Genomic DNA, 24814 nt, shown 5'->3' on the forward strand with positions numbered 1-24814 from the left:
CGGAACGCCGCTACAGAACTCTGCTCCGACGCCTCACTCCGGCCCCCCGCTCCGGGTGGCCGGAGCGGGGACCGTACCTTGGAGGGGTGTACCGGTTCCTGCTGACCCCGCGATGGTGGGGGATCAACCTCTTCGTCGTGCTGGCCATCCCGTTCTGCGTGTTCATGGGCACCTGGCAGCTCGGCCGCTTCGAGGACCGCGTGCAGACGCACGACGCCGCCGAGAAGCAGCCCGCCCCGGGCACGAGACCCGCCAAGCCGATCGACGACCTCCTGCCCGTCGACACGGTGACCTCCGGCCGCCCCGCCACCGCCACCGGCCGGTACGCCGACCAGTTCCTGGTGCCCGGACGGGAGTTGGACGACAAGAGCGGCTTCTACGTCCTGAACATGCTCCGTACGGACGGCGGCAAGGCCCTGCCGGTGGTGCGCGGCTGGCTGCCCGGCAAGCCCGGCGGCACCGCCGTTCCCGCCGCACCGACCGGTGAGGTCACGGTGACGGGCGACCTCCAGGCGTCCGAGAACGCGAGCACCGAGGGCGTCGACACGGCGGGCGGACTACCGGACGGCCAGCTCGGGATCATCAGTGCCGCGTCCCTGGTCAATCTCGTCCCGTACGACGTCTACGACGCATGGGTGACGCTCCAGGACGCCAACGCCAACGCCAACACCGGCACCGGCACCGGCACCACGAGCACCACCCGTGCGCTGCGTCCCGTGCCGGCCGCCGCGCCGCAGGGCACCGGGCTCGATCTGAAGGCCTTCCAGAACCTCGGCTACACCGGCGAGTGGTTCGTCTTCGCCGGGTTCGTGCTCTTCATGTGGTTCCGGCTGGTCCGCCGCGAGGCCGAAGCGGCACGGGACCTGAAGCTGGGCCTGGTCGAAGAAGCGGCCACAGACACGGGCACGGGCACAGTCGCAGCCGCAGTCGCAGCCGCAGAAGCCGATCCCGCCGCAGTGAGCACGCGCTGAGTACGCGGCCTACGCCGTACTCCCCGCCCCCGCGTCACGTCGTGGGGGACAACACCCCGGTCCGGTAGATCGTGCCGGCGCAGGCGTTGGCGATCTTCGCCTCCGCGACCGGCGCCCCGGCCTCCGGTGTGTGCGTCACGGCAACGCTGCCGTCCAGCACCCCGCCGCCGTCCTCGCTGCCGAACTGTGCGGCGGTGCCCGTGGTCCCATCCGTGGTGCCCGTACTGCTGCCCGCGGCAGAGGCGCCGCCCGCGCCGTCCGTCGGTGTCGGGCTCGGTGTGCCTCCGTCGGTCGGACATGTGTCCTTCGGTACCCAGGCGAACTTCACCTCGTACGACATGGACGGCTGCAGCAGTACCGTCCCCTGCTCCCGCGAGGGGTCGGGCAGCCCGGCCGCCGCGTCTCCCGCGGTGTGCTGGACGACGCTGATCTTGGCCGGATCGGCCGCGCCCATCGCCTCGAAGCCCACGCTGCCGCTGCTGCTCACCGAACAGCCCGTGCCGGAGACATTGGAGATCCGGAAGGTGCCGTACACCGTGCCGTCGGCACCCGCCGCACCCGTCTCGGCCGAGGCGACGCCGAGCTGCCCCGGGTCGCAGGTCGGCAGGGAGGCCGCCACGGTGGCGGCCGGGTCGGTGACCCCGCCGACCAGGTTGCCGTCGGCGCCCTGGCCGCGGCTGTCGGACGGACTGCTGCTGCTCTCCGGCTGGTTCCCGCCGTTGTTGTGACCGTCGATACTGCCGCCGCTGCTCTTCCCGCCGCCCTCCGAGCCGTTCTCGGTGCCGTTGCCGCCCTGCGTCTGCTCACCGTGTCCGGCTATCGACGGGTTGGCGGTGTTCGAGCCGCCGGAATTCGCGACATGGACGAAGGCGGGGACCGCGGTGCCGATGAGCAGCGCCGCAGCCGCCATGCCGACGACGGCCTGCCGCCGCCTGGCGCGCCGGACGGGCACGGCGCGGTACAGACGGTCGAGAGTGCCGTCGCTGGGTTCGAGGTTCTGGACGGCCCCGCGCAGCATGCGGCGCAACGCGACCTCGTCCAGGTCGAGACCGCCACCGGGGACGTCACCGAAGACGCCATCGCCGCCGACGCCGGAGCCGCTCACGGACGCGAGGTCCCGATCCGCATGCCCCGCACCCGCGCCTGCACCCGTACTCGCGCCCCTGCCCGTACCCGAATCGGGTTCGTCCGGGTTCTCAGCTGAGGCGCTCTCCGGCCCGTCGTTCACAATTCCGTTTCCAGTCCGGTCAGTCCGGTCAGTCCGGTCGATCCGAGGCTCACCCTCGTGGCCGTTCTCGTTCCCGTGGAAGCGCCGACTCATCCCTGCGCCTCCATCACGACGCGCAGCGCCGCGATCCCACGGGAGCCGTAGGCCTTGACCGAGCCCAGGGAAATACCCAGCGTCTCGGCCACCTGGGCCTCCGTCATGTCCGCGAAGTAACGCAGCACCAGCACCTCTCGCTGGCGCCGTTGCAGCCCCCGCATCGCTTTGATCAGCGCGTCCCGCTCCAGCTGGTCGTACGCGCCCTCCTCAGCGCTCGCCATGTCCGGCATGGGCTTGGACAGCAGCTTCAGCCCGAGGATGCGGCGGCGCAGCGCGGAGCGCGACAGGTTGACGACGGTCTGGCGCAGATACGCGAGTGTCTTCTCGGGGTCCCGTACCCGGTTGCGCGCCGAGTGCACGCGGATGAACGCCTCCTGCACGACGTCCTCACATGAGGCGGTGTCATCCAGGAGCAGAGCCGCGAGGCCGAGCAGCGAACGGTAGTGGGCCCTATAGGTCTCGGTGAGATGGTCGACGGTGGTTCCAGCAGCCACGCTCTCCTCAGCGCCCTCGCGCTGCGACGGCAGCCGCGTCGGCCGCGCAGCGGGCATGGGCGCAATCACCGGCATACCGCCGGGTGCGCGGGGCCGTCTGAGCGGTCGCACCGAAGCGCCGCGCAGGGGGCCCACCACTGTGATATCGAGAACCTCTGCCACGCCAGTTGGACACGTTTCCCCCCGTCAGGGTTGTACGCGCGAGGCACCGCGTTCGACGCGATGCGACATGCCCTCATACGTACCTGCTCTTCCCCAAATGCCCCGAATGCGCCGAACGTATCCAGCCGCCTGCGCCCCGCCGCGCAAGAAGTGACCGCATAGACGCGTGTTCTCCGGCCTGCGGTTGCAACAGGCCGAAAGGTCATCGTCGGATACCCCGACGTCCCAGCTCAAGAGGTTCAGACCTGCAACTTGCTCACAGCGCTTTCACAGAACGTACAAATCAGGTTCGATCAGGACCAGGGGAATTCGGCAGCCACCGATTCGGCGATCTGCGCCACGTTCAGCGCCGCGCCCTTGCGGAGGTTGTCGCCGCAGACGAACAGTTCCAGACCCCGGGGATCGTCCAGTGACCTGCGCACTCGCCCGACCCAGGTCGGGTCGGTGCCGACGACGTCGGACGGTGTCGGGAAGTCTCCCGCCGCCGGGCTGTCGTACAGCACCACGCCCGGGGCCGTCGCCAGGATCTCGTGGGCCCGGTCGACCGCGATCTCGTTCTCGAACCGCGCGTGCACGGACATCGAGTGCGTCGCGATGACGGGTACGTACACACACGTCGCCGCCACCCGCAGGCCCGGCAGGTCCAGGACCTTGCGGCACTCCTCGCGGATCGCCAGCTCCTCCGAGGACCAGCCGTCCCCGGCCTCGGTCCCGGCCCAGGGCACCACATTGAGGGCCACCGGCGCGGCAAAGGGGCTGCCTTCCGTGTCCCCCACGGCCCGGCGTACGTCTCCGGGCTTCGTGCCCAGTTCCGTACCGGCCACCATCGACAGCTGTTCACGCAGGGCCGCGACGCCGTCCCGGCCGGCCCCGCTCACCGCCTGGTACGAGGAGACGACCAGTTCCCGCACCCCGAATTCGGCGTGCAGCGCACCGACGGCGACGATCAGCGAGAGCGTCGTGCAGTTCGGGCTCGCGACGATGCCGCGCGGCCTGATCCGTACGGCGTGCGGGTTGATCTCGGGCACGACCAGCGGAACGTCCGGGTCCAGCCGGAAGGCGGCGGAGTCGTCGATGACGACCGTGCCCTTGGCGGCGGCGATCGGCGCCCACTGCGCGGAGACGGCGTCGGGCACCAGGAACAGCGCCACGTCGATGTCGTCGAAGACGTCCTCGGTGAGTGCGAGGACCTCGCTCTCCTCACCGCGTACGACCAGCTTGCGGCCGGCGGAACGCGGCGAGGCGATCAGCTTCACCTCGCCCCAGACATCCGCGTGCTGCGAAAGGATCTGGAGCATGACACCGCCGATCGCCCCGGTCGCTCCGACGACCGCGAGCGAAGGGCGGCGTGTGGTCATCGGCCGGTGCCCCCGTAGACGACGGCCTCATCGGAATCGCTGTCGAGACCGAAGGCGGTGTGCACGGCGCGCACGGCCTCGTTGACGTCGTCGGCGCGGGTGACCACCGAGATGCGGATCTCGGATGTCGAGATCAGCTCGATGTTCACACCGGCGTCCGAGAGCGCCTCGAAGAAGCCCGCGGTGACGCCCGGGTTGGTCTTCATGCCGGCGCCGACCAGGGAGATCTTGGCGATCTGGTCGTCGTAGCGCAGCGACTCGAAGCCGATGGTGGCGCGGTTGCGCTCCAGGGCGTCAATGGCCTTGCGGCCCTCGGCCTTCGGCAGCGTGAACGAGATGTCGGTCAGACCGGTCGCCGCGGCGGAGACGTTCTGCACCACCATGTCGATGTTGACTTCCGCGTTCGCGATGGTGCGGAAGATCGCGGCGGCCTCGCCCGGCTTGTCGGGCACGCCGACGACGGTGATCTTGGCCTCGGAGACGTCATGGGCGACTCCGGAGATGATCGCGTGCTCCACCTTCTGGTCCCCTTGCGGCTCGTTGCTGACCCAGGTTCCGCGCAGTCCGGAGAAGGACGAGCGGACGTGGATCGGGATGTTGTAGCGGCGTGCGTACTCCACGCACCGGTGCAGCAGTACCTTGGAGCCGGACGCGGCCAGCTCCAGCATGTCCTCGAAGGAGATCCAGTCGATCTTCTTCGCCTTCTTCACGACGCGGGGGTCCGCGGTGAAGACACCGTCCACATCGGTGTAGATCTCACAGACCTCGGCGTCCAGCGCGGCCGCGAGCGCGACGGCGGTGGTGTCGGACCCGCCGCGGCCGAGGGTGGTGATGTCCTTCTTGTCCTGGGACACGCCCTGGAACCCCGCGACGATCGCGATGTTCCCCTCGTCCAGCGCCGTACGGATACGGCCGGGCGTCACATCGATGATGCGCGCTTTGTTGTGGACCGAGTCGGTGATGACGCCCGCCTGGCTGCCCGTGAACGACTGGGCCTCGTGGCCCAGGTTTTTGATCGCCATCGCCAGCAGGGCCATGGAGATCCGCTCTCCGGCGGTCAGCAGCATGTCGAACTCACGCCCGGCAGGGATCGGGGATACCTGCTCGGCGAGATCGATCAACTCGTCCGTCGTGTCGCCCATCGCTGACACCACGACAACCACCTGGTTGCCGTTCTTCTTGGCATCGACGATTCGCTTGGCGACGCGCTTGATGCCCTCGGCATCGGCTACGGAGGAGCCTCCGTACTTCTGCACGACAAGGCCCACGTGCGCTCCTCGCTCAGTCCGTTACTGCGGTCGCCTCAGTTTAACGAGCTGTCCGGAATCACCCGGCAGATACCACATGGTGAGATATCCCGCTCAACACGTGATCATCGGCGTGTCGCCCGAAGCCCCGCTGCGCCGGGCACTGCTCATCGGCCGTTACTGCACCGGGCGCAGCCCCAGCGGCCCCGCGATCTCCTCGGCCATCACGCGGCCCGCCTCCTCGGCCAGCTCGTCGTCGACGGTCTCCGAGTCCGTGTCCAGGCCGTCCAGCTCCTGGAGAGGCTGGTTGAGGCGGATGTGGGCGATCAGGGACTGGAGGGCGCGCAGGGTGGCGGATGCGGTGGAGCCCCAGTTGGAGAAGTAGGAGAACTGCCACCACCACAGGGCCTCGGTCGTGCGGTGCGCCTCGTAGTGGGCCAGACCGTGGCGCAGGTCGGTGACCAGGTCGGCCAGGTCGTCGGAGATACGGGCCGGGACCGGGGCCTTGCGGGGCTCGTACGGGTCGAAGACCTCGGAGTAGACGTCGATCGGCTCCAGCAGGGCGGCGAACCGCTCGCGCAGGCCGTCGGCGTCCGGCTCCGCGCCGAGGTCCGGCTCGTAGCGCTCGTCGGGGACGATGTCCTCGTACGCGCCGAGCCTGCCGCCGGCCAGCAGCAGCTGGGAGACCTGGAGCAGCAGGACCGGGACGGCCTCCTCGGGCTCCTCGACCCTGGACACCTCTGTGACGGCGACGATGAACGTCTTGATCTGGTCGGCGATCTGGACGGCGAAGTCGTCCGGGTCATGCGTGACGGAGTTCAGCGTGGCGTCAGACATCGAGGGGACCTCCCGTGGGCACGGTCGCGAACGGTGAGTAGAACATAGCGTCGCTGAACGTAAAGCCGTCGTGAGCCGATGCAAGAACATCGGGAGTCGTGATCGTGAAGGTTTCAGACATCGAGCAGGCGCCTCCCCTCGAAGGCGCGGCCCAGGGTGACCTCGTCCGCGTACTCCAGGTCGCCGCCCACCGGCAGCCCGCTGGCCAGCCGCGTCACCCGCAGGCCCATCGGCTTGATCATCCGCGCCAGGTACGTCGCGGTGGCCTCGCCCTCCAGGTTCGGGTCGGTCGCCAGGATCAGCTCCGTGATCGAGCCGTCGGCGAGACGGGCGAGCAGCTCGCGGATGCGCAGATCGTCGGGTCCGACGCCCTCGATCGGGCTGATCGCGCCGCCGAGCACGTGGTACTTGCCCCGGAACTCGCGGGTCCGCTCGATCGCGACGACGTCCTTCGGCTCCTCGACCACACAGATGACCGTCTGGTCGCGGCGCGCGTCCCGGCAGATGTTGCACTGCTCCTGCTGGGCGACGTTGCCGCAGACCGAACAGAACCGGACCTTGTCCTTGACCTCAAGGAGGGCATGGGCGAGGCGGCGCACATCGGTCGGCTCGGCCTGCAGGATGTGGAAGGCGATCCGCTGCGCGCTCTTGGGACCGACGCCGGGCAGCCTGCCCAACTCGTCGATGAGGTCCTGAACCACGCCTTCGTACAACGGAACGCCTTCCTGGATGAGCTATGAATACATCGGATCAGAAGAGTCGGAAGAGGAAGAGTCGAAGGAGTCAGAAGGGGAGGCCGGGCATGCCGCCCAGGCCCTGGGCCAGCGGGCCCAGCTTCTGCTGCTGAAGCTGCTGCGCGTTCTCGTTCGCCGCCTGGACCGCCGCGACGACGAGGTCCGCGAGCGTCTCGGTGTCCTCCGGGTCGACGGCCTTGGGGTCGATCACCAGAGCACGGAGCTCGCCGGAGCCGGTCACGGTCGCCTTCACCAGACCGCCACCCGCCTGGCCGTCGACCTCGGTCCTCGCCAGTTCCTCCTGGGCCGCGGCGAGGTCCTGCTGCATCTTCTGGGCCTGCTGCAGCAGCTGCTGCATATTGGGCTGACCACCACCGGGAATCACGGTCACTCCTGGCAATTCGACGACAAAAAAGTTTCGGTACGCCGAGCCTACGTGGTCACCGCTCAGCGCGCCCCACCCACTGGCGAGCAACTCTTTCGAGTGAGTTTCTTGCAACGTCGGCGAGAGTCCTATACCTGATCACAGGCCCTGCGCACCCGGGAATACCGCGATTTCGACCCCACGGCCCACCATTCGGCGGTAGGAAGGGCATGCGCATCAGGACACCCAGGTACACCGCTCGTCACGCAAGGTTACGTTCGCGGGACAGTCGGCCACGCCGGAGAGCAGTGATCAGCCCCACCGTCGAGCACACCGCCAGACATCAGGCGCCGCTACGCAGAATGCAGAGGAGTACCCCGGTGAGTCAGCCGGAGATGCAGCCCGAAGGGCCGCCCCGCAACGAGCCCGGTTCGGCCGGTTCCTCCGGTTCGGGCTCCGGCGCACACGTCCGGGGCGCGCGGGGCCGGGATCTGACCGGTACGCCGTTCCCGCTCGGCGACTGGGGCGAACCCGCCGAACGCCTCGACGAGCTGTACCGCTGGGTCGAGGCCGACGCACTGCGTACCGCCGACTGGTATCTGCGCGACCGCGTGTGGAAGCGGCTCGGGGCCAGGGCGCTGCGGATCGGTACGGCGGCCGGGGCGGTGGCGGGCGCCGCGCTGCCGCTGCTCGATCTCACCGGGGCGCTGAGCGGGGCGGCGGGCTGGGGCTATCTGTCGCTGCTGCTGGGCGCCGCGTGCATGGCGTTCGACCGGTACTTCGGCCTGACCTCGGGCTGGATAAGAAACCTCGCGACCGCCCAGGCCGTGCAGCGACGCCTCCAGGTGCTCCAGTTCGACTGGGCGTCGGAGTGCGTACGGGAGGTGCTCGGCCCGACCGAGGGGACGGCCAGCGAGGCGGCCGAGCGGTGTCTGGGGGTGCTGCGGCGGTTCTCGGAGGACATCACGGAGCTCGTACGGACCGAGACCGCGGACTGGATGGTGGAGTTCCGGGCCGGTCCCGCGCCGATGGGAATGCAGGCGCTTTCGTCGGGCAGCGGGGGCGTGGGGCGTACGGACCAGGGGGCGTCGCCGGGACGGTTCCCGCTGCAGACCATGGCCCGGCCGAACATGCCGCGGCAGCGGCCTCCGGAGTCACCCCGGTGATCCCACCGCGGTGACGCCGGAGGCGCCCGCCCAGTCTCTGGCGGTACGCAGTACTCAGGGCGCCCGCTTCTGATTCAGCTGAAGATGATCATGGAGCCTTGGGCAAGGCTGCGGGTGGCCGCCGCGTGCAGGCCCAGCCAGACGTGCCGCTCACGGGCGAACGGGCTGTCGTCGTACGGAATCGGGCCCGCCGGTTCCTCCAGTGAGGTCGGTCCGACGGGCGGCAGCGGGGCGGCCGGCGGGTTCGCCGGGTCGATGCCGATGGACGGGGCGACGAACTCCAACTCCCGCAGCAGCCCGTGCGCGGAGCCGAGCGGGCCGCCGCCCGCCAGCAGGTCGTCGTTGGAGAGCGGGGCTGCGAAGTCCAGCGGGACGTACGCCCCCGCGTGGTCGTAGTGCCAGACGAGGTGGGACTGCTGAGCCGTCGCCTCGAACATCTCCAGCAACTGCTCGTAGTCCCCGCCCAGTTCGTCGACGGGCGTGACGGCGAGGCCGCTGAGCTGGAGCAGATAGGCGCGGCGCAGGAAGTGCAGTGCGTCGTAGTCGAAGCCCGCGATCGGGGCGACGTCGCCGGTCAGGCCCGGCATGTAGGCGTACACGGGAACGGGCGGCAGTCCGGCCTCGCCCAGTGCCTTGTCGTAGACGGCTATCTCTTCGGCGAACGGGTTGTCGGGGCTGTGGCACAGCACATCGACGAGGGGAACCAGCCACAGGTCACAGGCCACGAAGTCTCGCTCTCCCACGGGGTGCACATCGGAGTATTCACAACGGTCGGGACAGCGTAATGCGGTGGGGTCGTCGCGCACAGTGGCCGGTGGTCACGGATGGGGGTCGGCGGAGGCCGCCTGCTGCGGATCATGGCCCGCCGAGTGCTCGGGAGTTCCCGCCGGAGTCCCGGCGCGGGTGCCCGCCCGGGCCTTCGACTCAAGCCGGTCCGCCCAGTTCAGCGCGTGCGCGTTGAAGCCGTCCAGCGCCGCGCGCACCGCGTCGTGGTCGCCGAGCGAGATCGCCGCGACCAGGGCCGGGTGGCCGTCCCAGAGCGCGTCCCGGGCGTCCGGGTCATTGCGCAGATAGGGCACCGCGAACACCCACGCCTGGACGCGCAGCCGGTGCAGGAAATCGGTGATGTACGTGTTGCCCACGAGCGCGCCCAGCTCGCGCCAGAACCGCAGGTCGTAGCCGATGAGGATGTCGAGGTCGCCGCCCTGTGCCGCCCGTGCGGCCTCCTGGGCCCTGCGGCGTACGGAAACGAGGCAGTCCCGGTGCGCCGCCCGCTGCGCGGCCGACAGCGTGGGCCCGCCGAAGATGCCGCTGACGACTCCGTCTATGACCAGCGTGCGGGCCTCGACCATCGAGCGGTAGTCCGGGACGGTGAACTCCCGCACCCGGAAACCGCGGTGCTGGTCCGATTCGAGCAGGCCCTGCGCGGAGAGATCGAAGAGCGCCTCGCGCACGGGCGTCGCCGAGACGCCGTACTGCTCGGCGATCTGCTTGACGGTGAACTCCCGTCCCGGTTGCAGACGCCCGGCAAGCACTTCGTCACGCAGCGCGTCCGCGATCTGCTGCCGCAGCGTACTGCGGGTTACAGCTCCGCTCGCGCCCATGGCGCCCCTTCCCGTTTTTCGGCTCGGGTCACTTTAAGCCAGGGCCGCGGTGCCCGGATCCGGGCAGGGGAAGGGGCGCCGTGACGCCGGACCGCGCGGGCCCGTACGGGGGCCGCGGGCCCGTGCGCTACACCGTGTACTCGTCCGCCACCGCCAGCGCCACGTCGAGAGCCGCGAGGCCCTCCTTGGCCTCGGCCTCGGTGACGTTGCAGGCCGGAACGGCGTGGGTGCGGTTCATGTTGATGAAGGGCCACAGGCCGTTCTTCTTCGCCGCCGCCCCGAAGGCCGCCATCGCGGCGTTTGCCGCACCCGTCGCGTTGTACGGGACCAGCGGCTCGCGGGTCTCCTTGTCACGGACCAGCTCCAGCGCCCAGAACGCGCCGAGGCCGCGGACCTCGCCGACCGACGGGTGGCGCTCGGCCAGGTCGCGCAGGCCCGGGCCGAGGACCGTCTCGCCGATGTGGGCGGCGTTCTCGATGACCTTCTCGTCCTCCATCACATGGATGGTGGCGACAGCGGCCGCGCAGGCCAGCGGATGACCGGAGTAGGTCAGTCCGCCCGGGTAGGCACGGGTCTCGAAGGTGGCGGCGATCTCGGCGGAGATGGCGACACCGCCGAGCGGTACGTAACCGGAGTTGACGCCCTTGGCGAAGGTCATCAGGTCGGGCGTGACGTCGAAGTGGTCGGCGGCGAACCACTTGCCGGTACGCCCGAAGCCCGCCATCACCTCGTCGAGGATGAAGACGATGCCGTACCGGTCGCAGATCTCGCGCACGCCCGCGAGGTAGCCGGGCGGCGGCGTCATGATGCCCGCCGTGCCGGGGATCGTCTCCAGGATGATCGCCGCGATGGTGGCGGCGCCCTCGAAGGCGAGGGTGTCCTCCAGGTGCTGGAGCGCGCGGGCGCACTCCTCGGCCTCCGTCTCTGCGTGGAACGGCGAGCGGTAGAGGAACGGCGCCCAGAAGCGGACGACGCCCGCCGAGCCGTTGTCGGACGGCCAGCGGCGCGGGTCACCGGTCAGGTTGATCGCGGTGGAGGTGGCGCCGTGGTACGAGCGGTAGGCGGAGAGCACCTTCGTACGGCCGGTGTGCAGCCGGGCCATCCGGACGGCGTTCTCGACGGCCTCCGCGCCGCCGTTGGTGAAGAAGATCTTGTCCAGGTCGCCGGGGGTGCGCTCGGCGATGAGGCGTGCGGCCTCGGAGCGCGCCTCGATCGCGAAGGCGGGGGCGAAGGTGGTGAGCCTGCCCGCCTGCTCCTGGATCGCTGCGACGACGGTGGGGTGCTGATAGCCGATGTTGGTGTAGACGAGGCCGCTGGTGAAGTCCAGGTAGCGGTTGCCGTCGTAGTCCCAGAAGTACGCCCCCTCGGCGCCGGCGACGGCGAGCGGGTCGATCAGGCCCTGGGCGGACCAGGAGTGGAACACGTGCGCACGGTCGGCGGCCTTCACGGCCGCACCGGCTGCGGGGTCGACATGCGGGGCATGAGGGGCATGAGGGGTCATGCGGCGAGCGTAGGTCGGGCGGGGAGCGGCTCGACATGACCACGTTGTATGCCGTGGGGCGCGTTGCTGTGCAGGGTGTCGCGTCCGGAAGCGGGCCCGGCCGAATCAAGCCCGCCCGGCGTTCGAGGACGGAACCGGAAGAGGAAGCACCGGGCACCCCGCGTACGGGCGTGAAGAAATCCCGCCCCGCCGCCGCACAGCACCGCAGCTATTCTCAACGCGTTCCGGCGTATCGCCGTACGGGGGAGGACACGCACCATGGAAAAGCTCGGGCCCACCGACCCGCAACGCATCGGCGCCTACCGCCTGCTCGGCCGCGTCGGCGCGGGCGGCATGGGACAGGTCTACCTCGCCCGCTCCGACCGCGGCCGCACCGTGGCCATCAAACTCGTACGCGGCGCACTCGCCGAGCAGCAGGAGTTCCGCGACCGCTTCCGCCAGGAGGTCCACTCCACCCGCCAGGTCGGCTCCTCCTGGACCGCCCCCGTGCTGGACGCCGACACCGAGGCCGCCGTGCCCTGGGTCGCGACCGGATACGTCGCCGGGCCCTCCCTGCACGCCACCGTCTCCGGCGCGTACGGCCCCCTGCCCGAGCGTTCGGTCCACATCCTGGGCGCCGGCCTCACCCACGCCCTCCAGGCCATCCACGCCGCCGGACTCATCCACCGCGACCTCAAGCCCTCCAACATCCTGCTGACCATCGACGGCCCGCGCGTCATCGACTTCGGCATAGCCCGGGCGCTCGACACCGCCACCGACGGCGGCCTCACCCGCACCGGCGCCCTGGTCGGTTCGCCCGGTTTCATGGCGCCCGAGCAGATCCGGAGCGAACGCGTCACCCCGGCGTGCGACGTGTTCTGTCTCGGCTCGGTGCTGGCGTACGCGTCGACCGGCCGCCTCCCGTTCGGGGCCTCCGACAGCGGCGTGCACGCGCAGTTGTTCCGGATCGCTCAGGAGGACCCGGACCTGACCGGCATCCCGGCCGGCCTCGTCGAACTCATCAAGGACTGCCTGCACAAGGACCCGGCCGCCCGTCCGACGACGGAAACGATTCTGGAACGCCTTGCCGACCGCGACCCGGCAGCGACGGCGACGGAGCCCTGGCTCCCCGGCGCCCTCATCGCCCAGCTCGGCCGTCACGCCGTCGAACTGCTCGACTCCGAGGACCCGGAGGAAGCGGCCCAGCAGGAACCCGTCGCGGACAAGGCCCCCGCGGTCCGGCCCGCGCCCGCGCTCGCTCCTGCACCCGCTCCCGAGACGCCGCCCGGCGCCGTCCACACGCTCCCCACCATGGCCGGCGTCCCCATGCCACCCCTCGCCCCGCCCGCGCCGCCCGCCCCCGCGTACGGCTATCCGCAGCTGCCCGCCCAGCAGAACCACGCCGGGTACGGATACCCGCAACAACAGCACCAGCAGCAGCACCAGCCCGGCTTCGGCCCCACACCCCCGTACGGCCCCGTCTACCCCATCGCCCCACAGCCCGGCCCCGAACCCGCCCGCCGCGGCAAGGGCTCGACCATCGCCCTCGTCGCGGTCGCCCTGCTCGTCGCCATCGGCGCGGGCGGCTCGGTCTACGCGCTCATGAGCAACAGCGGGGCGACGCCCAACTCGTCCCCCACCGCCTCCCCGTCCCCCTCGGACACCTCGTCCGACTCCCCCGTCACCGACGCCCCGTCGTCCCCGGACACGGACTCCTCCCCCTCCGACGAGCAGAAGAACAGCGACGGCCCCGTCCCGGCCGACTACCTCGGCAACTGGTCGGGCTCCATCGACAACGCCTCGGGCCACTCCACCCGCGAACTCGTCATCCAGCAGGGCACGGTCGGCCAGACCGTCCTCACCCTCACCGCGGACGGCCCGCTCGACTCCGGCGGCTCCTACCACTGCGTCTTCCAGGCGGACCTGGCCGCGGAACCGTCCGCTTCCGGACCGGTGGAGGTCGGCCCCTCCACGGTCGTCGTCGGCGAGCCCATGGCGTCCTGCACCGCGGGCAGCCCCACCACGCTCACCCTGCTCCCGGACGGCTCCCTGCGCCGCCAGAACACGGACACCGGCGAGCAGCTCACGTACACCAAGTCCGACTGATCAGCCCAGCAGCGCGGACGCCGCGTTGAGCAGTAACAGGGTGTGGACGAACCTGTCAGGCCCTGTCGGCGGAAAGTGCCACGCCAGCGGCCATGTACGGCCGATCAGGGCCGGAATCGGTACGTAACTGATCCGGCCCGCCGTCGCGTTCAGCAAAGTCGCCCCTTCCGGCCAGGACTTCCGTACGGTGCTGCCGGCCGGGACCAGGAAGTACACCGCCCGCCGCCCGTTGGCCTCGGTGACGACGGGCCCGGGCTCACCGCCCGTGATCGCCTCCATGAGGAGGGCCAGCTGCCGCCCTTCGTCGCCGTCCACGCGCACGGCGTCGAATTGCACGCCCGCCTTGCGGAGTTGAAATCCGGAGGCCGGAATCCATTCAAGGTTGAGTTCACTTTTCGGTGCATTCACAGGACCAGTCTGGCCCCGATTGGTTAGCGTTTCCCTTGACTGACTAGTGTCTCGTGATCCTGTTCATGTCAGTTCGAGTTGTTATTAACGAGTTTCTTCACGTTGGTCGCGACGAGTCGGACCTTCGCGAGGACCTCGCCGGCGGTCGCGGTCCAAGTGAACGGTTTCGCTGTCGTGTTCCAGGAGTTGATGTAGTCGCGGATCTGTTTGATCAGGACGTTGACGCTGGAGAACGTGCCGCGGCGGATGGACTGCCGGGTCAGGATTCCGAACCAGATCTCGATCTGGTTCAGCCACGAGGAACCGACGGGAGTGAAATGGAAGTGGACTTGCGGGTTCTTGACCAGCCACTCCTTGACCTCCGGGGTGGTGTGCGTCGAGAGGTTGTCCAGGACGACATGGATGTCCTTCCCGGCGTGCGGTTTCACCGCCTTCTTCAAGAAGGCCAGGAAATCCTTGCCGTTCCGGGTCGGCCTGCACTCGCCGAGCACTTCACCAGTGGTCACGTTCAGGGCGGCGAACAGGTTCGTGGTGCCGTGCCGGACGTAGTCGGCGGTGCGCTTCTCGCTCGCCGCGAAGGCGACCGGCAGCACCGGCTGGGTCCGGTCCAGCGCCTGGATCTGCGTCTTCTCGTCGATCGAGAGGACCACCGCGCCGCCCGGCGGGGCCAGATACAGGCCGATCACGTCGGCCACCTTCTCCGCGAACGCGGGATCTTTGGAAATCTTGAAGGTGCCGGACCGGTGCGGCTTCAGGCTCTCCTCCCGCCAGACGCGCGCGATGTAGTGCCAGGACACGGTGATGTTCTCGGCCCGCTCCAGATACTTCGCCAACTCCCGCGTGGACCAGCGCGAAAGCCCCGTGCCGTCCGGCGGCGTCATGCGCGTCAGCGCAATCACCCGGGCCCGCACCCGCGCCGGCACCTGTTCCCGCGCGCCACCGGGACGCTCACCTTCCAGCCCGGCCAGGCCCTGCTCGGCATAGCGGATCTTCCAGCGGTCCACGGTCGGCAGCGACACCCCGAGCAGCTCCGCAATGTCCTTGCGCCGACGCCCCTCACTCGACCACAGAACGATCCGGCCCCGCGTAGCGATGTCCGCAGGAACGTCCCGGCTGTTCACCAACTCCCGCAACTCGGCGGCCTGTTCCACGGAGATCTCCACACCAAGAGACCCTGCCATACAAGATCAAGTAACGCTGACGGAATCACGAGACACTAGGGGCGTCGTATACCCGTTGATTCGTGTGAACTCCCTTGAAATTCAGTTGAGTTCGGCGGGTCTGGGTAGTGACCGGTTGAGACCGGTTGAGTCGAAAAGGGATCGCAGTGGCGCGAGCAGGGAACAAGGAGACGGCAAGTCCGACGGCACAGATGGTGGCCGAGGTCGCCCGCACAATGCGTATCAAGCGCAAGTGGACACAAGAACGCCTGGGCAGCGAAATCGGCTACTCAGCAGCGGCGGTGAGTGCGATGGAGACCTGCGCACAGCCCGCGAGCGACGACATGTTGGCAGCGTTGGAGCGCGTACTCGGTGACAGCACCGGCATCTTCGAGACAGCGCGGAAGTACATCCGGATGGAGAAGTATCCGGATGAGTTCAAGAGCTATGTTCCCCTGGAGCAGACGGCAGTAAGAATCCAGCTGTACGCAATGGACTTCGTCCACGGACTGTTTCAGACGGAGGCATACGCTCGGGCGTTGATCGGCGGAGGATATCCTCCGCTTCCCGATGCGCGAGTGGATGAACTCGTCGAGGCGCGGATGGCCCGCAGAGCCCTCCTCGACCGGGACCCGGCGGCGCTCATCGAGCTGGTCCTGGAGGAATCCGTACTCACCCGGGTATACGGCGGCAAGGAAGTCATGCAGGAGCAGATGCGGCACCTCGCCGAGTGCGCCCGGCGTCGCAACGTCACGCTTCAAGTGCTGCCCTTGGACCCGGGCCCAGGCGGCGAGTACGCCGGAGGCCACGGCAGCTTGAACGTTCTGGAGACCCCGGACCACCAGCACCTGACTTATCTGGAAGTGCAGGAGGAGAGCTGGCTGATCAACGACCCAGCAAAGGTCAGCAGGTACGCCCAGCGCTGTGCGAAGATCCGGGCACAGGCCCTGGGTCCTCACAAATCGCTAAACCTCATCGAGCGGTTGGCAGGAGATCAGCAATGAGCAACACACTTCGTTGGTTCAAGACCAGCTACAGCGACAGCGGTGGTGGCAACTGCGTCGAAGTGGCCTTCGACTGGCACAAGTCCTCGTACAGCGCGGCCAACGGCGGCGACTGCATCGAGGTCGCGACCTGCCCCCACGCCGTCCACGTCCGGGACTCCAAGGTGCCCGAAGGGCCCACCTTCGCGGTCGCTCCCGAGGCCTGGTCGACGTTCCTCACCTGGGCGAACTGACGCTGCACGGGGCCGGGGACGCCCCGGCCCCGTAAATGTTCACGGCATGTCATTGGCATGCCATACCCTGCGATCCGGGCCGCACCTCTCTCTCATCTCCGGGTGCCACGCGGCCCTCTTTTACCGTGGGGGTACATCATTTTGCGTACGCGCAGAATCTCGACCGCGACTTCGCTCGCGGTCCTCTTCAGTTCAGTGGTTCTGGTCGGCGGTGCGGCGAACCCGGCTGCCGCCGACTCCAGCAAGATCCTTCCCGCCGCGTCGGTCGGCGACATCGTCGCGGACGGTGTGCATCAGCGGGTCTTCATCAGTGACCCGGCCGGCGGCAAGGTGCTCGTCGCCGACTACAGCGGCAATGTCGTCGGCACGATCCCGTCGCTGCCGGGCGTGACCGGCCTGGAACTGTCCGCCGACTTCGGCACGTTGTACGCCGCTGTGCCGGGCGTCGATGCCATCGTGACGATCGACACGGCGGCTCTCCAGGAGTCCGCGCGGTACGCGACCGGCGATGGCACCGACCCGAAGTTCCCGGCGCTGGCGGGCGGGAAGCTCTGGTTCGGGTACGGCGGGGGCGGCTCGGGCCACATCGGTTCGCTCGACCTGTCCGGCGCCGAGCCGGTCGTCACCCTGGACCAGGAGACGAACAGCACCTGGTACGGGGCCCCGACTTTGGCCTCCGCCCCGGGTGCGCCGGACACACTGGCCGCCGGTATCGAGTCCCAGAGCCCGACCTATCTGGCCGTCTACGACGTGTCCTCGGGTTCGGCCACGCGGACCGCGTTCCTGTCGACCGACGGGGGCAACTTGCGCGACCTCGCGTTGAGCCCGGACGGCAAGCAGGTCGTGGTGGCCAGCGCGTCTCCCTACTACCACCAGGCGTACCGGACGTCGGACCTCACGCCGGACGTCAAGTACGCATCCGACTCGTACCCCAACGCCGTCGACATCGCCCCGAACGGCACGGTCGCCGCAGGCTCGTCCAGCTGGTACTCGCCGGATGTGTACATCTACAAGCAGGACGCCACGGCCAAGCCGGTCCGGACGTACGAGTTCCCCAACACCGGAAACAGCAGCGGTTCGGACACCCTGGAGGACTCGGGCCTGGCCTGGGCGCCGGACACCAGCCGACTGTTCGCGGTCACGGTCAACAGCGAGGGCGTACGTTCTCTGCGGGTCCTCACCGACGCCGTCAAGTCCGCGACGACGGTCACGGTCAGCGCGCCGGAGAAGTCGGCGCTCGGCAAGAAGCTCACGGTCACGGGCCGGGTGAAGTCCGAGGGCGCGTTCCCGACCGGTGCGAAGGCCACGGTGACGCGTACCGACATCGAGTCGCCCAAGGGCAGGACGCTCCCCTCGGTGACGCTGAAGTCGGACGGCAGCTTCTCCTTCACCGACACCCCGACCGCGGGCGGTCAGGTCACGTACAAGGTGTCCTACGCGGGCGACGCGGCCCACTCCGCGGCCTCCGGCTCCGACAAGGTCGCCGTCCCCCGGACGGTCACCTCGCTGACGCTGAACCACAACAAGGCGCTGTACTCCTACGGCACCGATGTCTCGTTCACCGCGCACCTCGGCAAGACGTACAAGAACCGGACCGTCGAGCTGTGGGTGGACCCGTTCGGTTCGGACAAGCCGAAGAAGCTGGTGAAGACCGGCAAGGTCAACTCCTCGGGCAATCTGTCCACCACCGTCGACATGACCCGCGACACCACCGTCACCGCCGTCTTCAAGGGCGACGGCCGCTACACGTCCAAGACGGTCACGTCCACGGCGTACGCCAAGGTGAAGGTCTCGACCTCCATCTCCAAGCAGTACAAGACGGCCAAGATCGGCTCGACGTCGTACGCGTACTTCCACAAGAAGACCAACCCGGTCTTCACCACGACGATGACGTACTACAAGAACCGCTCGCACAAGCTGTCCCTGCAGCTCTACTACCAGGGCAAGTGGTACGACGCGGGCTCGCAGTACTTCAAGCTCGGCACCGGCGGCAAGTCCGTCGTGACGCTCACCGGCACCCACGACACGGGGTACCGGATGCGCGTCCGCGCCTCGTACGTGAACGGCACCTCGGGCGACACCGTGAACTCGACCACCAGCGGCACCTGGAAGTACTTCATCTTCACGAAGTAACCGGGCCCGGGCGGGCAGGCGAATGAGTGCGGGGCCGGACGGATCGTCCGGCCCCGCACCTCATATCAGCGGCTTCGCCGACATCAGCAGATGCTGGTGAGCGGGGTGCGAGGCATCCTCCCCCGCTGCGTCCTCCCCCGATGGCCGCCCCGTGACCATCGCGCGCTGCCCCGGCCCCAGCAGGTCGAACTTGACCACGGGTGCGTCGAACGAGGCCAGGGCGTCCATCAGGTACGACGGGTTGAAGGCGACCGTCAGCTCAGCGGTGCCTTCCAGCACTGCGGGCAGACGCTGGGAAGCGACGTCGTCCTCGTAACCGGCCTGCAGGAGCACCGAGTCGCCGGAGAAGGTCAGATGGAGCGGGCTGCCGCCCTCCGCGACCACGGAGACGCGCTTGACGGCCTCGACCAGGGGCGCCCGGTCCGTGACCGCGGAGACGGGGTCGGCCAGGGCGAACAGCTTGTCGTGGCGCGGCAGTCGGCCGTCCAGCAGACGGACCGTCGTGCGCATCCCGGCCAGTTCGAAACCGACCGAGCCGTTGTCCAGCGCGAGTCGGACCATTCCGGAGCGGCCGAAGGAACGGGCGATCTCGTTCATCCTGCGGGCGGAGACGACGACATCGGCCGAGACGCCATCCTTCGCGGGCTTCCACGCGAGCGTGCGTACCGCGAACCGGTAGCGGTCGGTGGCGGCGAGCGTCATCGTGTCGCCGTCGAGCGCCAGCCGGATGCCGGTCAGGGTCGGCAGCGTGTCGTCCCGGCCCGCCGCCACCGTCACATGGGCGACGGCCGCCGCGAACTCCTGCGCATCCACCGCGCCGAGCACCTCGGGCAGTGAAGGCAGCGCCGGGTAGTCGTCGAACGGCAGCACCGAGAGCCCGAAGCGGGCACTGCCGCTCGTCAGGGAGAACCGTGAGACCTCGACCGCGCACTCCACGGCTCCCTCGGGCAGCACCCGGCAGACATCGAGCAGCCGGCGGCCCATGACCAGGGCCTTCCCGGCCCGTATGGTCTCCGCCTCCACCTCGATGCACGCGGACGCCTCGTAATCGAGGCCCGAGATACGCAACTGGCCGTCGGCCGCCTCCAGCAGCAGCCCGCCCAGCACGGGAACGGGCGAGCGCGTGGGCAGCACCCGGGCCGCCCAGGCCACGGCATCGGTCAGTGCGCTGCGCTCAATGCGGAACTCCATGGCGGCGGTCTCTCCCGGTCGTCTCTGGATCGCGATCGTGATCGTGATCCGACACTAGGGGCCGCCACTGACAACGGGAGTTCAGAAGAACGGCCGCGGCCGACGACAGCGGCCACCCCCGTGAGCCGCTGCCGTCGCCCCCGTGCCCCTCCCCCGAAGGGCGCCGCAACCGTGTTCGGACTGTAGGACTTCGGGTAGGCATCAGGAAGATTCAGTTCGCACTGTGTGGGCCGCCGGAGGTATCAGTCCGCACAGTCAAAACGGTATGATGCGCTCCGGTTTTTTTCGTGGGCTCCTTTGGCGGGAGCGCAGAGGCGGAGGATGTGTGCACGCGCGGGAACGGGCCGACGACGTACTACGGATGTACCGACTGGCCCGGTCCGGCGGTTCGCAGGAGCTCCTGCGCTGGGTGTCCGGCCGGGCGGAGGGCTGGGCCGGGCTGCTCGACGGGGACGGCACCGTCCTGCACGGTGTGACCCGCTCCGCGGACCGTATGGGCGCCGAGGCCGCCGCGCTGGCCACCGAGGGCGCGAAGGAGCTGGCGTCGCTCGGCGCGAGCTCGTTCGCGTTCGACCGGGGGCCGTACACCGCGCGGCTGTTCCCGCTGGGCGGCCCGCCCGACGCCGCCGCCCCGGTCCTCGCCGTCGTCGCCCCGCGCCCGTTGCCGGACGGGCTCCTTCCGCTGCTCTCCGACGTGGCGATGCCGCTGGCCATGTGCTGGGCCGCGGAGACCGTGGAGCGCAAGCGCCGCCGCGTCGATCTCGCGGAGTCCCGCAGCAGGGAAGCCGTACTGCATCTGCTCATGACGGGCCAGCTGTCGATAGCGCACCAGGTGGCGGGTGCCCTGAGGCCCACGCTGCCCGACCCCGTCCGGGTGTGTGTCGTGGAATGCCCGGGCGGGCGCCGGGACGAGGTGGCCCGGATCTGCACGGAGCTCTCGGCCGGGCGGTCCTGGATCGTGCGGTGTCCGGTGTACGCACGCCATCTGATCCTGGTCGTGCCGGCGGATCCGGACGCGGCCGAACAGCAACTTGGCCTGCGGGTCGCCGATGTGGTCGACGAGTGCGTGGTGGGGGCGAGCGAGGACGTACCGCTGTCCGACACGGCGACCGGATACCGCCAGGCGTTCCACGCCCTGGCCGTGGCCCGCGGGCTGCCGGGCCGCCATGCCTGCTTCGGTTCGGCGCCGGATGCCGCCCTGGTCGTCGGTGCGGCCGCCGCGCAGTGGGCGGACGCGCTGCTGCACCCCTTGCTCACGCATCTGCCGCGGCGCAGCCACGACCCGGGCAGCCAGGAGCTCGCGGCGACCCTCTCCTCCTGGCTCGCGTTCTCCTCGCACGCGACCCAGCATCTGAAGATCCACCGGAACACGCTGACCGCACGGCTGCGGCTGATCGGTGAGCTGCTCGGCCTCGATCTGCACCGGGTCGCCGATCAGGCCGCCCTCGACCTGGCCCTGCGTATCCGCGCCACGCCCACCACGCACCGGGCCGCCGACCGGGACGAGGCGGCGTCCGAGCGGCCCCACCGGCTGGACGACATCCTGCGCGGCCCGGCGGTCCAGGAGTGGGCGGCCCGCCAACTGCGCCCGCTCACCGAGTCCGGCATCTCCGGCAGCACCACCGACCCACGGACGACGCTCCGCGCCTGGCTGGACTGCGAGGCCCAGCTCGGCCCGACGGCCGCCGCGTTGGGCATCTCGGTGCCGGGAGTCCGCAAGCGCCTCACTCGCCTCGAATCGACGCTTCACCGCTCGCTGCTCCGGACGCCGAGCGCCCGTTACGACCTGTGGCTGGCCTTCCGGGCGCTGGATCTGGCGGGGTGAACCGAAAACGGTGGGCATGTCCGGCCGGGGCCGGGCACGCCCACCGTCGGGTGGGGGATCTGCGGAGTACGGGTCAGCAGCTCAGGTTGGAGCCGGGGGTGGTGCCGAGGATCTGGACGAACGCCCGGTAGCGGTCGATGCGGCTCTGGACCTGGGCCGGGTTGCCGCCGTTGCACTCCAGGGAACCGTTGATGGAGCGGATGGTCTCGCCGAATCCGGCGCCGTTCACCATGGCGTTGTGGGCGGTCATGGTGCCGGGGCCGTTCTGGGTGTTCCAGTACCAGAGGCCGGTCTTCCAGGCGACCGAGGCGTTCTGCTCGACGAGGTAGGGGTTGCCCAGCAGGTCGATACCGAGGGCGTCACCGGCGGCCTTGTAGTTGAAGTTCCAGCTGAGCTGGATCGGACCACGGCCGTAGTACGCGGCCTGGCCGGCCGGGCAGCCGTAGGGCTGGCTGCTGTCGCAGTAGTGCGGGTAGTTGGCCGTGTTCTGCTCGACCACGTACACCAGACCGCCCGTCTCGTGGCTGACGTTGGCGAGGAACGCCGCCGCCTCCTGGCGCTTGACGGTGTCGCTGCCGGTGTTCGCGAAGCCCGGGTAGGCGCTGAGGGCCGCCGTCAGTCCGCTGTAGGTGTAGAACGAATTCCGGTTCGGGAACATCTGGTTGAACTGCGCCTCGCTGACGACGAAGCCGGACGGAGTGCCCGGGTCCGTACCGCCGCCGCAGCTGCCCTGGTCCGCCCAGACGTCGGAGCTGCCGGGGGTCTCGTTCTGGGTCCACCACTTGGCGGTCCAGTTGTGTCCGTTGTAGGAGGCCGATCCGCCGCCGGTGTAGACGGACGAGGAGTTCCAGGGTGCCGCGCAGGCGGCTGCCGCGGCGGTGGTGGCGGGGAGGATGACGACCATCGCGAGGACCGCGCCCAGCGCGGTCAGCAGGCCCATGATGCGTCTGATCACGTGATCACTCCTTCGGCGCGGCGCACCGAGCTGGGCGGTGCGCCGCCATGGGGGGTTGACGGCCACTCAAGCGCCGTTGGTCTGGACCTGTCAAGGTCTAGACCAACGCCGGAAACTCTTCGCATCGGAGCATGTGCGGGCGGTCCCGTCCCCCATGCGCACCTTCGAACCCGCCCCCAACAGGAGTGATTCCGGAACGAGTTCATCCGGATCATGGGCCGCACCGCGGGAGGGGCCGAAGGTAAAACCTTCCGGCCCGTCCAGCATGCGGAACGCCGGACACATTGTGGACGCGCGGGCGAACGGCTGGCGAACGTCGGCCGACGGAACCGGCATTGCGCCCACAACTCCCCCACGCCGCCCATACGGTGACCCGAACTGCAGACCGAACCCGCACCAGCCGCCGCACGTACACGCGTCCAGCGAGGTCCGACAGGGGCCGGTGAGCTCCAACGAGGGGAGTGCGAGGAAGCCGTGGAGTGGTTCAGCGCCGAGAACGTCGTGGCCGTGGCGACCGCCGTACTGGGCGTCCTGGCCTCGGTCGGAGTGCTCTGGTACGAGCGCCGGGTGCCCCGCCGCAAGCACATCGGCTACCGGGTCCAGATGGACACCCCGATCGGCAGCGACGTCAGCCAGGGCCGGGCCAATGTGCGGCTCGGACTCTTCAGCGAGACACCGGACATGGCCGATGCCACGCTCGTCCTGCTCCGCATCGAGAACGACGGTTCGCAGTCCATCGCCGACAACGACTACACGGGACGTGAACTGCATGGGCTGACCGTGGAGTTCACCGGCCGCACGGTCCGCGGCATCGCGGTCACCCAGGCATCCGGCGCCGACCATCTGATGGAGCACTTCACCCCCGCGGGCGGAATGCGCCACAGCGGTCCGCTCATCCGGCTGCCGCGCGTACCGCTCAACCGGGGCGAACACTTCAAGCTGCTGGTGCTCCTCACCGGGGCCACCGTGGACAGCCCGATCAGGATCACCGGCGGCATCCGGGACGGCGAGGTGACACCGAACCGCGCCGCCCGCCCCGACGACAAGCCGCCGCTCTTCGGCCGGGCCGCCCGGCTGATCACCGTGGCCCTGACCGTCTGCGTCGTCACGCTCGCCTCGATCATCCTGATACGCGACGACACCCCGCCCCCGATCGGCTGCGCCCGGGGCTCCCTGACGGTGACCGGTTCCACCGCCTTCGCGCCGGTCGTACGGGAGCTGGCGAAGAAGTACGAGAAGGAGTGCGAGGGCTCCACCGTCACCGTGGACGCGCACGGCAGCAACGCCGGGATACGGGAGCTCGGCGAACGGGGGGCCGAGGCCGGCAAGTCCGGCTCACCCGCCCTGATCGCCCTGTCCGACGGCCCCAAGCCGGATGGCTTCCCGCAGCTGCGCGAGAACCGGGTCGCCGTCTCGCTCTTCCACCTCGTCGTCAACGACAAGGTGCAGCTGAAGAACCTGACCCTCGCCGACATCCGTCGGATCTACAGCGGCGACATCCGTAACTGGGAGGTGCTCGGCGGACCCGACCTGCCCGTCCTGCTGGTCAGCCGGGACGCCAACTCCGGCACCCGCGAGGTCTTCCAGCGCCGTGTGCTCGACCGCAACGAACCCGCCCAGTCCTCCCGCGACTGCGCCACGAAGGATGACACCCGGGCCCCGGTCGTCCGCTGCGAACTCGACTCCACCGAACAGGTCCTGTCCACCGTCGCCCGGCTCGACGGCGCGATCGGCTACAGCGAACTGCGCGCCGGGACCGTGCTGTCGGGGGCGCACCAGGTCGCCATCGACTCCACCGTCCCGTCCGTCGACACGATCGGCTCCAGTACCTACCCGTACCGGGAGATCGAGTACGCCTACACCTACGGCCAGCCGCCCGCCGACTCGCTGGCCTCCAGCTTCCTGGGCTATCTGAGCCGGGGCAACGGCCAGGACGTGATCCGCACGCACGGGCATCTGCCGTGCGCGACGCCGAAGGGGCTGCGGATCTGCGGCGAGGACTGAACGCGCGGAGGGGGGCCGGGGCGGCTGTTGCGCCCCGGCCCCCCTCCGCGTTGT

Annotated in this window: 22 protein-coding genes; 8 read left to right on the forward strand and 14 right to left on the reverse strand. The window is 69.4% G+C overall.

The features are described from left to right. Positions 1-86 precede the first annotated feature (86 nt). Positions 87-971 (forward strand): SURF1 family protein, encoded by an 885-nt coding sequence (locus OG507_RS18515; RefSeq protein WP_327368299.1) that lies wholly within the window; start codon positions 87-89, stop codon positions 969-971. A gap of 34 nt (positions 972-1005) precedes the next feature. On the opposite strand, the gene OG507_RS18520 is transcribed toward OG507_RS18515, so the two are convergent. The 7 genes from OG507_RS18520 to OG507_RS18550 all read right to left on the reverse strand — a co-directional run bounded on the left by OG507_RS18520 (position 1006) and on the right by OG507_RS18550 (position 7512). Further along, positions 1006-2076 carry a hypothetical protein gene (locus OG507_RS18520; RefSeq protein ID WP_327368300.1) on the reverse strand — a complete coding sequence of 357 codons (1071 nt, stop codon included), beginning with the start codon at positions 2074-2076 and terminating at the stop codon, positions 1006-1008. A gap of 212 nt (positions 2077-2288) precedes the next feature. Next, positions 2289-2864, reverse strand: a complete 576-nt coding sequence (locus OG507_RS18525; protein WP_327368301.1) for a SigE family RNA polymerase sigma factor — start codon at positions 2862-2864, stop codon at positions 2289-2291. A gap of 380 nt (positions 2865-3244) precedes the next feature. Further along, complete coding sequence (locus OG507_RS18530; RefSeq protein ID WP_327368302.1) at positions 3245-4309, reverse strand: aspartate-semialdehyde dehydrogenase; 1065 nt, start codon at positions 4307-4309, stop codon at positions 3245-3247. After that, positions 4306-5577 (reverse strand): aspartate kinase, encoded by a 1272-nt coding sequence (locus OG507_RS18535; RefSeq protein WP_327368303.1) that lies wholly within the window; start codon positions 5575-5577, stop codon positions 4306-4308. The genes OG507_RS18530 and OG507_RS18535 overlap by 4 nt, the downstream gene beginning before the upstream one ends. 156 nt (positions 5578-5733) lie before the next feature. Continuing rightward, positions 5734-6393, reverse strand: a complete 660-nt coding sequence (locus OG507_RS18540) for a DUF5063 domain-containing protein (RefSeq protein ID WP_327368304.1) — start codon at positions 6391-6393, stop codon at positions 5734-5736. A 113-nt stretch (positions 6394-6506) separates the two neighbouring features. Continuing rightward, on the reverse strand, positions 6507-7106 hold the full coding sequence (gene recR / locus OG507_RS18545; RefSeq protein WP_327368305.1) for a recombination mediator RecR: 600 nt from the start codon (positions 7104-7106) through the stop codon (positions 6507-6509). A 70-nt stretch (positions 7107-7176) separates the two neighbouring features. Continuing rightward, entirely contained in the window at positions 7177-7512 is a 336-nt protein-coding gene (locus OG507_RS18550) for a YbaB/EbfC family nucleoid-associated protein (protein ID WP_150489003.1), read from the reverse strand. Between the two features lie 374 nt (positions 7513-7886). Between OG507_RS18550 and OG507_RS18555 the strand changes: the two genes are divergently transcribed. Continuing rightward, entirely contained in the window at positions 7887-8657 is a 771-nt protein-coding gene (locus tag OG507_RS18555) for an SLATT domain-containing protein (RefSeq protein ID WP_442811104.1), read from the forward strand. A 74-nt stretch (positions 8658-8731) separates the two neighbouring features. On the opposite strand, the gene OG507_RS18560 is transcribed toward OG507_RS18555, so the two are convergent. From OG507_RS18560 to OG507_RS18570, 3 genes are all read right to left on the reverse strand, one after another. Beyond that, the gene (locus OG507_RS18560; protein ID WP_327372024.1) at positions 8732-9382 is read right to left on the reverse strand and encodes a hypothetical protein; all 651 of its coding nucleotides are present in this window, start codon (positions 9380-9382) and stop codon (positions 8732-8734) included. Positions 9383-9475: 93 nt separating this feature from the next. Further along, a complete protein-coding gene (locus tag OG507_RS18565; RefSeq protein WP_327368307.1) occupies positions 9476-10261 on the reverse strand; it encodes a GntR family transcriptional regulator in 786 nt (261 codons plus the stop codon). A 127-nt stretch (positions 10262-10388) separates the two neighbouring features. Then, on the reverse strand, positions 10389-11762 hold the full coding sequence (locus tag OG507_RS18570) for an aspartate aminotransferase family protein (protein ID WP_327368308.1): 1374 nt from the start codon (positions 11760-11762) through the stop codon (positions 10389-10391). Positions 11763-12020: 258 nt separating this feature from the next. Between OG507_RS18570 and OG507_RS18575 the strand changes: the two genes are divergently transcribed. After that, the gene (locus OG507_RS18575) at positions 12021-13847 is read left to right on the forward strand and encodes a serine/threonine-protein kinase (protein WP_327368309.1); all 1827 of its coding nucleotides are present in this window, start codon (positions 12021-12023) and stop codon (positions 13845-13847) included. Here the strand turns inward: OG507_RS18575 and OG507_RS18580 are convergent, their stop codons facing one another. Together OG507_RS18580 and OG507_RS18585 are read right to left on the reverse strand one after the other, a co-directional pair. Then, on the reverse strand, positions 13848-14183 hold the full coding sequence (locus OG507_RS18580) for a hypothetical protein (protein WP_327368310.1): 336 nt from the start codon (positions 14181-14183) through the stop codon (positions 13848-13850). Between the two features lie 140 nt (positions 14184-14323). After that, complete coding sequence (locus tag OG507_RS18585) at positions 14324-15436, reverse strand: IS630 family transposase (protein ID WP_327365137.1); 1113 nt, start codon at positions 15434-15436, stop codon at positions 14324-14326. 146 nt (positions 15437-15582) lie between these two features. Here OG507_RS18585 and OG507_RS18590 point away from each other — a divergent pair, with 146 nt between their 5' ends. From OG507_RS18590 to OG507_RS18600, 3 genes are all read left to right on the forward strand, one after another. Further along, the gene (locus OG507_RS18590; RefSeq protein WP_327368311.1) at positions 15583-16419 is read left to right on the forward strand and encodes a helix-turn-helix domain-containing protein; all 837 of its coding nucleotides are present in this window, start codon (positions 15583-15585) and stop codon (positions 16417-16419) included. Further along, a complete protein-coding gene (locus OG507_RS18595; RefSeq protein ID WP_327368312.1) occupies positions 16416-16652 on the forward strand; it encodes a DUF397 domain-containing protein in 237 nt (78 codons plus the stop codon). The genes OG507_RS18590 and OG507_RS18595 overlap by 4 nt, the downstream gene beginning before the upstream one ends. 141 nt (positions 16653-16793) lie before the next feature. Further along, entirely contained in the window at positions 16794-18785 is a 1992-nt protein-coding gene (locus OG507_RS18600) for a YncE family protein (protein ID WP_327368313.1), read from the forward strand. Between the two features lie 60 nt (positions 18786-18845). On the opposite strand, the gene dnaN is transcribed toward OG507_RS18600, so the two are convergent. Continuing rightward, positions 18846-19976 carry a DNA polymerase III subunit beta gene (dnaN, locus tag OG507_RS18605; RefSeq protein WP_327368314.1) on the reverse strand — a complete coding sequence of 377 codons (1131 nt, stop codon included), beginning with the start codon at positions 19974-19976 and terminating at the stop codon, positions 18846-18848. Positions 19977-20337: 361 nt separating this feature from the next. Here dnaN and OG507_RS18610 point away from each other — a divergent pair, with 361 nt between their 5' ends. Next, complete coding sequence (locus tag OG507_RS18610; RefSeq protein ID WP_327372025.1) at positions 20338-21801, forward strand: helix-turn-helix domain-containing protein; 1464 nt, start codon at positions 20338-20340, stop codon at positions 21799-21801. A 73-nt stretch (positions 21802-21874) separates the two neighbouring features. Here the strand turns inward: OG507_RS18610 and OG507_RS18615 are convergent, their stop codons facing one another. Then, on the reverse strand, positions 21875-22756 hold the full coding sequence (locus OG507_RS18615; protein WP_327368315.1) for a glycoside hydrolase family 19 protein: 882 nt from the start codon (positions 22754-22756) through the stop codon (positions 21875-21877). A 474-nt stretch (positions 22757-23230) separates the two neighbouring features. On the opposite strand from OG507_RS18615, the gene OG507_RS18620 reads away from it, so the two are divergent. Beyond that, the gene (locus OG507_RS18620; RefSeq protein ID WP_327368316.1) at positions 23231-24760 is read left to right on the forward strand and encodes a substrate-binding domain-containing protein; all 1530 of its coding nucleotides are present in this window, start codon (positions 23231-23233) and stop codon (positions 24758-24760) included. Positions 24761-24814: the final 54 nt, after the last annotated feature.

It is taken from the genome of Streptomyces sp. NBC_01217 (assembly GCF_035994185.1).
Lineage (GTDB): Bacteria > Actinomycetota > Actinomycetes > Streptomycetales > Streptomycetaceae > Streptomyces.